Annotated in this window: 9 protein-coding genes; 6 read left to right on the forward strand and 3 right to left on the reverse strand. The window is 66.4% G+C overall.

Annotated elements, in window-relative coordinates:
* Positions 1 to 71: 71 nt before the first annotated feature.
* The gene (locus HOP59_RS13670) at positions 72 to 965 is read left to right on the forward strand and encodes a TatD family hydrolase (protein WP_234254288.1); all 894 of its coding nucleotides are present in this window, start codon (positions 72 to 74) and stop codon (positions 963 to 965) included.
* 1 nt (position 966) lies between these two features.
* Positions 967 to 1443 carry a hypothetical protein gene (locus tag HOP59_RS13675; RefSeq protein ID WP_010627699.1) on the forward strand — a complete coding sequence of 159 codons (477 nt, stop codon included), beginning with the start codon at positions 967 to 969 and terminating at the stop codon, positions 1441 to 1443.
* Here the strand turns inward: HOP59_RS13675 and HOP59_RS13680 are convergent.
* The gene (locus HOP59_RS13680) at positions 1429 to 2517 is read right to left on the reverse strand and encodes an ACP S-malonyltransferase (protein WP_234254289.1); all 1089 of its coding nucleotides are present in this window, start codon (positions 2515 to 2517) and stop codon (positions 1429 to 1431) included. The two genes, HOP59_RS13675 and HOP59_RS13680, sit on opposite strands and share 15 nt — an antisense overlap.
* A complete protein-coding gene (locus HOP59_RS13685; RefSeq protein ID WP_234254290.1) occupies positions 2514 to 4742 on the reverse strand; it encodes a dehydrogenase E1 component subunit alpha/beta in 2229 nt (742 codons plus the stop codon). The genes HOP59_RS13680 and HOP59_RS13685 overlap by 4 nt, the downstream gene beginning before the upstream one ends.
* 97 nt (positions 4743 to 4839) lie before the next feature.
* Between HOP59_RS13685 and HOP59_RS13690 the strand changes: the two genes are divergently transcribed.
* On the forward strand, positions 4840 to 5691 hold the full coding sequence (locus HOP59_RS13690; RefSeq protein WP_234254291.1) for a LysR family transcriptional regulator: 852 nt from the start codon (positions 4840 to 4842) through the stop codon (positions 5689 to 5691).
* On the opposite strand, the gene HOP59_RS13695 is transcribed toward HOP59_RS13690, so the two are convergent.
* On the reverse strand, positions 5649 to 6233 hold the full coding sequence (locus HOP59_RS13695) for an elongation factor P hydroxylase (RefSeq protein ID WP_234254292.1): 585 nt from the start codon (positions 6231 to 6233) through the stop codon (positions 5649 to 5651). The two genes, HOP59_RS13690 and HOP59_RS13695, sit on opposite strands and share 43 nt — an antisense overlap.
* A 136-nt stretch (positions 6234 to 6369) precedes the next feature.
* On the opposite strand from HOP59_RS13695, the gene HOP59_RS13700 reads away from it, so the two are divergent.
* From HOP59_RS13700 to HOP59_RS13710, 3 genes are all read left to right on the forward strand, one after another.
* Positions 6370 to 7818: an MATE family efflux transporter gene (locus HOP59_RS13700; protein ID WP_010627694.1), complete on the forward strand. Its 1449-nt coding sequence runs from the start codon at positions 6370 to 6372 to the stop codon at positions 7816 to 7818.
* Positions 7790 to 8842 carry a DUF3080 family protein gene (locus HOP59_RS13705; protein ID WP_234254293.1) on the forward strand — a complete coding sequence of 351 codons (1053 nt, stop codon included), beginning with the start codon at positions 7790 to 7792 and terminating at the stop codon, positions 8840 to 8842. Before HOP59_RS13700 ends, HOP59_RS13705 begins: the two co-directional genes overlap by 29 nt.
* 153 nt (positions 8843 to 8995) lie before the next feature.
* Positions 8996 to 9709 (forward strand): hypothetical protein, encoded by a 714-nt coding sequence (locus HOP59_RS13710; RefSeq protein WP_234254294.1) that lies wholly within the window; start codon positions 8996 to 8998, stop codon positions 9707 to 9709.
* Positions 9710 to 9827: the final 118 nt, after the last annotated feature.

Genomic DNA, 9827 nt, shown 5'->3' on the forward strand with positions numbered 1-9827 from the left:
TAGTGTAACGCATGGCTGGCCTGCCGTGGCTTTGGTTACAATGCCTCGTGAACGAGCAATGGAGCGGTACCTTGTCCCACAGCCACGCCACTTTCGACGACTTCCTGCCCGAGGCGCTGCGCTTTCGCTCGCCCGCCCCGCTGGTGGACATCGGCGCCAACCTGACCCATGACAGCTTCGACCGGGATTTCGAAGCGGTACTGCAGCGTGCACGAGCCGCCAACGTCACGACGCTGATCGTGACCGGCACCGATCTCGCTCACGCCGAGCAGGCCGTGGCGCTGGCGCAGCGCTTCCCGGGCTTGTACGCCACCGCCGGCGTGCACCCCCACGATGCCAGCCGTTGGGATGCCGAGCTGGCAGCGGGCATGGCCGAGCTGCACCGTCGCCCCGAGGTGGTGGCCGTGGGCGAGTGCGGCCTCGACTTCAACCGCAATTTCTCCACCCCGGCGGAGCAGGAGCACGCCTTCGAGGCGCAACTGGGCCTGGCGGCGGAGAGCGGCAAGCCGCTGTTCATCCACGAGCGCGATGCCGGCCGGCGCATGCGGGAAATGCTCAAGGCATGGCGCGACGACATCGCCGATGCCGTGGTGCACTGCTTCACCGCCGACCGCGACACCCTGCACGGCTATCTCGATCTGGACCTGCATATCGGCCTGACAGGCTGGATCTGCGACGAGCGCCGCGGCCATCACCTGCGCGAACTGGTGAAGGAGATCCCCCTCGAGCGCCTGATGGTGGAAACCGACTGCCCCTACCTGCTGCCGCGCGATTTACCTGCCAAACTCAAGGGCAGGCGCAATGAGCCTGCCCTGCTGCCGTGGATCGTGCGCGAGATCGCCCACTGGCGCGGCAACGACGAAGCCGAGCTGGCTCGGGCGACCAGCGAGACGGCAAGACGCTTCTTTCGCCTTCCCTTGAACGGCGAACCCCAGGACAATGGCCGCCCCCCACAGGAGTCGTAGCATGGCCGACATACCCGGATTCATCGCCGTGGAAACCGGCGCCGATAGCGATCTGCCCCTGGCCATTGCCTGGGTACTGACCGACGGCAGGATCAAGCACACCCTGATCCAGCCCGACGACGACTGGCTCGATGACGAGTTCAACGAGCTCAACGGCTACAGCCTGGAGGAGCTGCACAGCTTCGGCGCTAGCCCGCTCGACGTGATTCGGGAGCTGGAGAACGACCACTTCAACGCCACCCTGTTCACCGCCGGCGTCAGCGGCGATGAAGCCGCCCTGGCCAGGCTGTTCGATACCTACGGCATCGACCCCTTCGTCGAACTGGCACCGGCCGACAGCCTCTATCCCGCACTCTCGGCCGGCGAATGGAGCCGCGCACGCAACGAGCTGTTCAGCGAGATGGGGCTCGAGCCAATGCGGCCCGAACACGAAGTGGAAGTGATGCTGCGCCTACACGAGCGCCTAGGCAGTGAGTGACTCCCGCCGAGCCAGCAGCCACTCGCGCTGCTCGGCAATGCCCATGCAGACCAGCCGCGGCTCCTCGCCTTGAAGCCGTTGGAAATCGCTCTTGTCGCTCCAGCCCTGCCAGCCGAGCTGAATCAGCGCCTGGGCCGTGGCCCCGCCCAGGGTCGCCCCCGGGCCGGGAATCACGATGCGATCCGGCGCGAACTCCCTCACGCCGACCCGGATCGCCGCCGTGAAGTCGTAGGGCGCGACCAACTGTTCGCCCAGGGTGTAATCCCATAGCGCCTGCGGGTCGGTGCTCCAGGGCGTCCAGACATGGCCGCGGCCGTCGATCATCGGCACCTCGGGTGAGCGCAGCGGCAGGCTCGCCAACTCGCGGCGCGCCTCGTGCTTCACCCCCTCCTGCAGCGGCGTATGAAAGGCGGCGTGCTGATGCAGCCGCAGCGGAAACCGCTCGCGGGGCGGCAGCGCCTCGCTCAGGCGCGCCAGCCCCGCTTCGTTGCCGCCGAAGACCAGCATGCCGCCCAGGTCGATGGAGAGATGGAGCTCCGCCTCGCCCCGGCCGTGGATACGCTCAATCAGCCCAAGCAGCTCCCGGCGCAGTGTCCAGTCCGGCCGCCACTCCTCGTCGACCCAGGGGTAGATGACCTGCCCTCCGGCCAGGGTCTCTTGCATGCGTAACCCCATGCTGCCGATCAGGTGCAGCGCTTCATCGGGCCCCAGGGCGCCTGCCGCAGCCAGGGCGATGTACCAGCCCATGGAGTTGCCGGTTACCGCCACCACCTCGTAACGCTCGCGATCGATGGCCAGCAGATCGGCCCAGGCACAGGCATAGATCAGCGGTGCGGCATGTTCGCCGCGCCCGTGCAGGCTCTGGCGAAAGGGTGTTTCACCGTCCAGTTCCGTGAGCGTCGGCATGCCGGCTTCACGGCGCATGGCGTCGAAGCGTGCCAGCCACTCGCTGCCGCCTGCCAGTCGATTGAGGGTGCCCCATTCGGCGGCGTTGTAGGTGCCGCGGCCGGGGCACACGATCAGCAGCCGTTCACGGCCACCGTTCCGGGGTTCTTTAGCGTGCCGTTGGCTCATGGGTTGTCGCTCCCTGCCGTCGCCTTGCCTGGTGTCTTTGTCATTGCTCCATCCTTCGCTCCGGGAGCGGCAAGGCGCAGCGCTTGCTCGACGATCGCCGCCACCGAAGGCAGCGTGACCGTGGCCGCCCGACCCAGCGGGATGAAGCTATCCTCGGCGGTCAACCGGTGCAGCCTGCCGCTCGACATGCCGCGCTCCACCAGCGCGGTGATCAGCTCCTCGCTGAGTGAGCCGCTGCGCCGGCACTCGTCCACCACCAGCACCTGGTCGCACTCGGCGACGTGGCGGTACACGGCATCATGGTCGATGGCGGTGAGCCAGCGCAGGTCGACGATGCGCAGGCGCACGCCCTGGGCCTCCAGCCTTGCCGCAGCCTGACGCGAGAGGTAAACCCCGTTGCCGTAGGTGACGATGGCGAGTTCGCTCCCCTCGCCCCACTGGCCGAGCACCCCTTGCACCAGGCGATGCCCGGGCCCGGGGTCGGCGAAGCACCACTGCTGATCGCCCTCTTCATGCAGGTCGCGGGTGTGGTAGAGCGCGATGGGCTCGATCACCACCACTACCCGCTGCTCCTCGTCGGCCAGGCGCACCGCCTCCTGCAGCAGGCCCACGGCATCGGCGGCGTTCGACGGGCAGGCCACCAGCAGGCCGGGGATGTCGCGCAGCACGGCAATGGCGTTGTCGTTGTGGAAGTGGCCGCCGAAGCCCTTCTGGTAGCCGAGCCCGGCGATACGCACCACCATGGGGTTGGTGTACTGGCCGTTGGAGAAGAAGCTGAGCGTGGCCGCCTCGCCGCGCAGCTGATCCTCGGCGTTGTGCAGGTAAGCCAGGAACTGGATCTCGAGAATCGGTACCAGGCCGTTCTGCCCCAGCCCGATGCCGAGCCCGAGGATGCTCTGCTCGTCAAGCAGGGTGTCGATCACCCGATGCGGCCCGAACTGGGCCTGCAGACGCTGGGTGACGCCATAGACGCCGCCCTTGCGGCCGATGTCCTCGCCCGCCATCACCAGATGCGGATGGCTCTCCATCAGACGGGCAAGCGCTTGATTCAGCAGCTTGGCCATGGGCGCCGGCGTGGGCTCCACCTCACCCTGCCATGGCCGTTCACGGCCAGCCCGCGGCGGCGGCACGATGCTGGCCATGACCTGAGCGGCCGTCTCCAGTTTGGGCCGACAGATCGCCTCCTCGGCGACATGCGCGACCCGCTCGGCCACCGAGCGGTAGAGCGCGGCGATGGCATCGCGCCCGAGCACGCCGTGGCGTTCGAGAAGCCCCGCCGTGACCAGCAGCGGGTCGCGGGCCTCGTCGGACTTGATCCGCGTGGGAGAGAGGTAGGCCTGCTGCGCGTCGGAGCCGGCATGGCCGTAGAGCCGCACGCAGCGCATGTGCAGGAATACCGGCTGCTTGCGAAGCCGGGCGATGCGTTCGGCTTCCCTCGCCGCTCGCCAGGTATCGAGCAGGTCGAGTCCGTCGCAGGCCAGGTAGTGAAAGCCGGGGCGCGAGCGCATGCTGGCCTCGATCCAGCCGTTGGGCGTGGGCGTGGAGATGCCGATGCCGTTGTCCTCGCATACCATCACCAGCGGCAGCGGTGCCCCCTGGTAGGCGGCCCAGCCGGCAGCGTTGAGCGCGCCCTGGGCGGTGGAGTGGTTGAACGAGGCGTCGCCGAAGCTACAGATCGCCACACCGTCGGCCGGCCACTCGCCGACACCGCCCAGCCGCCGCCACAGCCCGAAGCTGTAGGCGGCCCCCACGGCCTTGGGTAGGTGCGAGGCGATGGTGCTGGTCTGGGGTGGGACATGCAGCGATTTCGAGCCCAGTACCTTGTGCCGCCCGCCGGAGATCGGGTCATCCGCCGAGGCGGCGAAGCTCAGCAGCAGATCCCACAGCGGCGTCTGCCCCGGCACACCGCGACTGCGCTGGATCAGAAAAGCCGCGTCGCGATAGTGCAGAAAGGCAGGATCGGTAGCGCGAAAGGCGCGGGCGATGGCGGCATTGCCCTCGTGACCGGCGCTGCCGATGGTGTAGAAGGCTTCGCCGCGGGCCTGCAGGCGCCGGGCATGCAGGTCCAGGTGGCGACTCATCAGTTGGGTTTCGAACAGCTCGGCTAGATCCGCCGCAGAGAGCCCGACCTCCTCTAGCGACCAGTCGCGATCCGGTGTCGGCCAGTCGCCGCTGCGCAGGGCGGTGAAGAAACGCTGCTCTTGGGGTAGGGGTTCGAGCACCATGCTGGCTCCAGGCAAGGAGGGTAGATGTCTCTAGCCTAGCGCGCCCGGCAGACAAAGAGATAATATCGATATCCTGCCCCAGATATAGGCCCCACCTATGGATGTTCGCAGCCTGCGCTACTTCATTGCCGCCTATGAGGGCGGCTCGATCAGCGCCGCCGCCCGACGCTGCCACGTGGCGCAACCCTCGATCTCGACGGCGCTGGTGCAACTGGAAGAGCGCCTGGGCACGCTACTGTTCGAGCGTCATCGGCGCGGTATAACGCCGACCGAGGAGGGCCACCGGCTCTACCCGCTGGCGCGTCAGGTCAGCGAAGACCTCAACGCCATCGACCGTCTGTTCCGCACGCCGGCGCCCGCAACGCCGGTACGCCTGGGCCTGATGCGCTCGCTCGGGGCCAACCGCATGACGGCACTGCTCAAGGAGTACATCGGTCAGGGCGACAACCTGGCGCTGACCCTGGTCAATCCCGAGGAGCGCTGCGACGCCCGCATCATCGGCGAACAGGACCTGGCAGCTGGCGAGGCATTTCAACCCATCTGGCACGACAGCTATCTGCTGGCGCTGCCCGGCGGCCATCCTCTGGGCTTGAAGGGGTCCGTATCGCTGAGCGACCTCGACGGTCTTCCGTTCATCTGGCGACAGCCCTGTGCCGCCATGGAACAGTTGGCGTCGGCGTTGAGCGATGGCGGCGTACGCTGTCAGGTTCGTGCGCGCCTGCGCACCATCGAATACACCCTGGGGCTGGTAGCGGCCGGCGTCGGTGCTTCGCTGGTACCGGCCTGGCCGGAAATCCTCATCCATCCGGACGTGCAGTGCCGGCCTCTCAGCGGCCTCGACATTCGCCAGACCGTCGGCGTGGCTTATCCGGCGCGGCAGGCCATGCCCGCTCTCGAGCCGCTGCTTCAGCTCGGCAGGCAGGCGTGGGAGTCAGCCGGTACTGCCTGAGCCAGGACATCGAGGCCGCTGGCAACGGCACTCTCGAGAGAGAGCCCCTGCTGGTAGAAGGCCTGCAGCGCGGCATGAAAGGCCGCCGCCCGGGCGGGGAACCCCTCACGCTCGTAGCGCGCCGCGCGGGCCGTGACACGGGCCGCGAAGGCGTCACGGTCGACGTCCGTGTCTCCGCCCAGGTTGTCGACGCTAACGTGAAAGCGCAGCCCACAGGCACGTGAAAAGAGCATTTCCAACGCCTGAGGCGCCACTTCCGCCGCCTCGAAGCGGCGCTGCTGCTCGGCATCACGACCATCGGGCAGGTACCAGTAGCCGTAGTCCTCCAACTGGCGGCGCCGCTCGCCGGCGATGCACCAGTGGCTGATCTCGTGCAGGGCGCTGGCATAGAAGCCGCGAGCGAAGATGACCCGGTGCCAGGGGCAGTCCGTATCGGCAGGCAGATAGAGCGGCTCGTCGCCGCCACGCAGCAGGCGGGTGTCGAAGCTATCCCGGAAGAGCCCGTCGAACAGGGCGATCACGTCCTCGAGGCGATGCGTCACGCTGGCTTCCTGTGTGGCTGAGCGGCGGGACAGTATAGGCGAGTCGACCACGCAGCGAAATTCACCGGATATTGCTAACATATTCGGTTCTCCTGACGCATTGGTCAGGCTTTCGACACGCATGGAGCCTTCTGCCTTGGCAACGTTCTTCTCCAACCTGCTAGGCGTCAGCCGCACGGAAACGCGGCCGTTGATGCGTCTTGCCCTGCCCATCTGTGGCGCCCAGTTGGCCCAGGCCGGCATGAGTGTGGCCGACGTGATGATGACGGGGCGGCTCAGCGCCACCGACCTGGCCGCAGTCTCGGTGGGCTCCAGTCTGTGGCTGCCGCTGATGCTATTCATGACCGGCACCTTGATGGGGCTGACGCCCATCGTCGCCCAACTGCTCGGCGCCGGCACCACGGAGCGCATCCGCCCCAGCGTGCATCAGGCGCTGTGGGTGGCCCTCGCCCTGGGCGTGGTGGCGGCCCTGCTGCTGTGGTTCACGGTGATGCCGATCTTCCGTGTAATGGACGTTCCCCCGGAGGTGGCACGCCGCTCGGCAGCCTATCTCTCGGCCGTGGCTTTCGGCATGCCGGGGGTCGCGCTGTTCCAGGCACTGCGTGCCTTCTCCGACGGCATGAACCACACCCGCCCCTCGCTGTGGATCAGCCTGGTAGGGCTCGGGGTGAACATTCCCAGCAACTACGTGCTGATCTACGGCGGCGACGGGCTCACGGCGCTTTTCGGCGACTGGCTGCCCGGTTGGATGCAAGGCCTGCCGGCGCTGGGCGCGCTGGGCTGCGGTATCGCCACAGCCCTCTCCATGTGGGTCATGTGCCTGACCATGATCGCCTACACGCGACGCTCGCGGGCCTACGGCAACGTCTCGCTGTGGCACTCGCCCACCCCGCCCCGCTTGCGTCTGATCGGCGAGCTGCTCTACGTGGGTGTGCCCATCGGCGTGGCGATCTTCGTCGAGGTGACATTGTTCACACTGATCTCGCTGTTCATCGCCAGCCTGGGTGAAGTGACGGTGGCGGCACACCAGGTCGCGTTGAACTACACCTCGATCCTGTTCATGCTGCCGCTGGCCCTGAGCATGGCGCTGACCGTCAGGGTCGGCAACATCCTGGGCCAGGGCAAACTCGAACGGGCACGCATGGTGGCCTGGAACGGCATACTGGTCTCGGTGCTGATCGCACTGCTCAACAGCGCCTTGCTGTGGTTCACGGCAGAGCCGGTCATGGCCCTCTACACTCACGATACGGCCGTGCAACGCCTGGCCCTGTCGCTGGTTCTGCTGGCCATGCTCTATCAGGTGTCCGACTCACTGCAGGTCAACCTAGCCGGCGCCCTGAGGGGCTACAAGGACACCCGAATCGTCATGGTCATCACCCTGTTCGCCTACTGGGCGGTGGGGCTGGCCGGCGGCCACTGGCTGGGTACCCGAGGCCTGCCTGGCTGGAACGAACCGCTGGGGGTGCATGGCTACTGGATCGGCCTGATCGCAGGGCTCACCGTGGCGGCGCTGCTGCTCGGCGAGCGGCTGCGGCGCAGGGCCAAGGGAGTCGCGCATGGCAAGCAGGAGATACCGCTGGACTGAAGCGAAACGCCATCTGACGGCCGGCATGATGGCAGGGCTGATGGCAGGCTGCGGCAGCGCTGAGCAGGGTGATGCCAAGCTCATCGAGTACCAGAGAGCGCTCGCCGAAGCCCTGGGACAGCCGGCGCCGGATAGGACGGCGCCACCCAACATTGGCGCCTTTCCCGAACGCGATGAGCGCCTCTTCGAGGTTGCCGAAACCCGCGAGGGCATGCTCAACGTCTATGCCTTGCGCGAATGCCATATCACCCAGTTGGTCGCCGCACGCAATAACCAGCTCGGGCGCGTGGCACCGCCCAGTCAGCAATGGATATACGAACTGGAACTGTGGCGACGCCTGCATGCCTGCTGGCACAGCGACGTGCCTGACAGCTTGTCGAACGCCAACCGCGAGCGCCTCGAACGGCTCACGCTGATCAAGACCGAGCAGTTGCCAAAGGTGAGCTGGAACAGCCTGTTCGATTCCGAAGAGTGGGTGCGCAGCTTCTCCCGCGCCAGTTCCCCCCTGGCACCGGACGATACGCGCGGCATCGAGGCGCAATTCGAAGCCCTCTCCTGGCTGCATCAAGCCACCCTCAATCAGTTCAATCCCGAATGGCAGCATCAGTCGAGTACGCTGGAGAACCACCTCAACTCACTGCGCAGCCGTCCCCTGACCGCCGAACTGCTGCGCGCCCTGGTGCTTGCCGAAAGACGCCTGACCGAAGCGAACGAGCTGCTTGCCGCCAATCTCCGGTCGCAGCGTGGTTGTACCGCGCTTGCCTCTCCTGTCGATGTGCTGAGCGAAGAGATGGCCGACATGGCGGCATTCGCCTGGCTGGACCGGTTGGAGAGCCTGGCGACGCGCTGGCTCGAAGCGATCGACGGCCTGTTCGCAAGCCATGTTCCCCCGCCCGAAGCGGTCGATGACTATCGCCATGCCTGGCTCTCGCTGGAGAACCCCGAGGCCCCCCTGCCTGCCCTGCGCCAGGCACGCAACGAGCATCTGCAGCATTGGCAGGCCCTGGCCAGGCGATGCACGTGAACCCCGGGCCTGCACGAAAAAGGTGCCGACAGGCTTAACTTGGATGCCAACTCTGTGATATTGGTGATTGCGAGAAGGTAGGAGTCGATCCCGTCAGCCTTGCCGTAGCCGTGACCTTGCCGCTCGGCCCATGCAGAATCTGGAGGGAGGAACATGGGTATGACACTGTCACCCCGCCCTGCCCGGGTCATCGACCTGGAAACGATGCGCCAGAAGCTCCAGGCCAAGCGACGCCTGGTGCGCCTCTCCCCCGAGCTGGACGGCCTTGAAATGGTCTACAGCCTGGCCTCGGACCCTGACTCCCTCTACGGCATGCCCATTCTGGCCTGGGGTCTGCGTGAAGATGGCGATGTCGTGGGCCTGGTGCCCTGGATGGAGACGTTGACCTCCTGCCATCAGCTCGACGATGCGGAACACGGCCGTTTCGTCGGCTATCGCGATCCCGAAACCGAAGAGCTGCTCGAATACCCCCCACCTCACAAGGCCTGTGAGCTGGAACACGCCGCCGCCTACTTCGATTACGAAGAGACGCGCGACATCACCCTCATCCAGCAGATTCCCGATACTCAAGGCACCCACGCCCTTTGCATCGATGATGACGATCGCCCCTGGCAGCTGAAGCAAGTGTTCGGCTGGCGTCTGTACAGCGACGGTAACGTGGAAGCTCTGCTGGCCGATGAGTCGCTCATCGAGACCACCCCGATCCTACCCGGCGATGCCTGCCTCTATCCGGGGCGAAGCCGCCACAGGATGGTCTACTTCTTCCAGCGCAGCATCGCCAATCGAATCCGTGAGCAGGACCCCGGTACCCTGGAGGCCCTGGCGCTGATGGTCATGCCCAGCACCTCCGTGAGGGCCGACGGCTAGATACCATCTCTCCTAACCGGCCACAAATGCCCCATCAGGCGGTTTGTGGCCGATATTCGGTTTGCGTCTTGAGGACCCCGTAAGCGATATGGATCAGCTTACGCATTGCCGCCCCCAA

Origin of the sequence: Billgrantia aerodenitrificans (genome assembly GCF_021404405.1) — a bacterium.
GTDB classification, from domain to species: Bacteria; Pseudomonadota; Gammaproteobacteria; order Pseudomonadales; family Halomonadaceae; genus Halomonas; species Halomonas aerodenitrificans.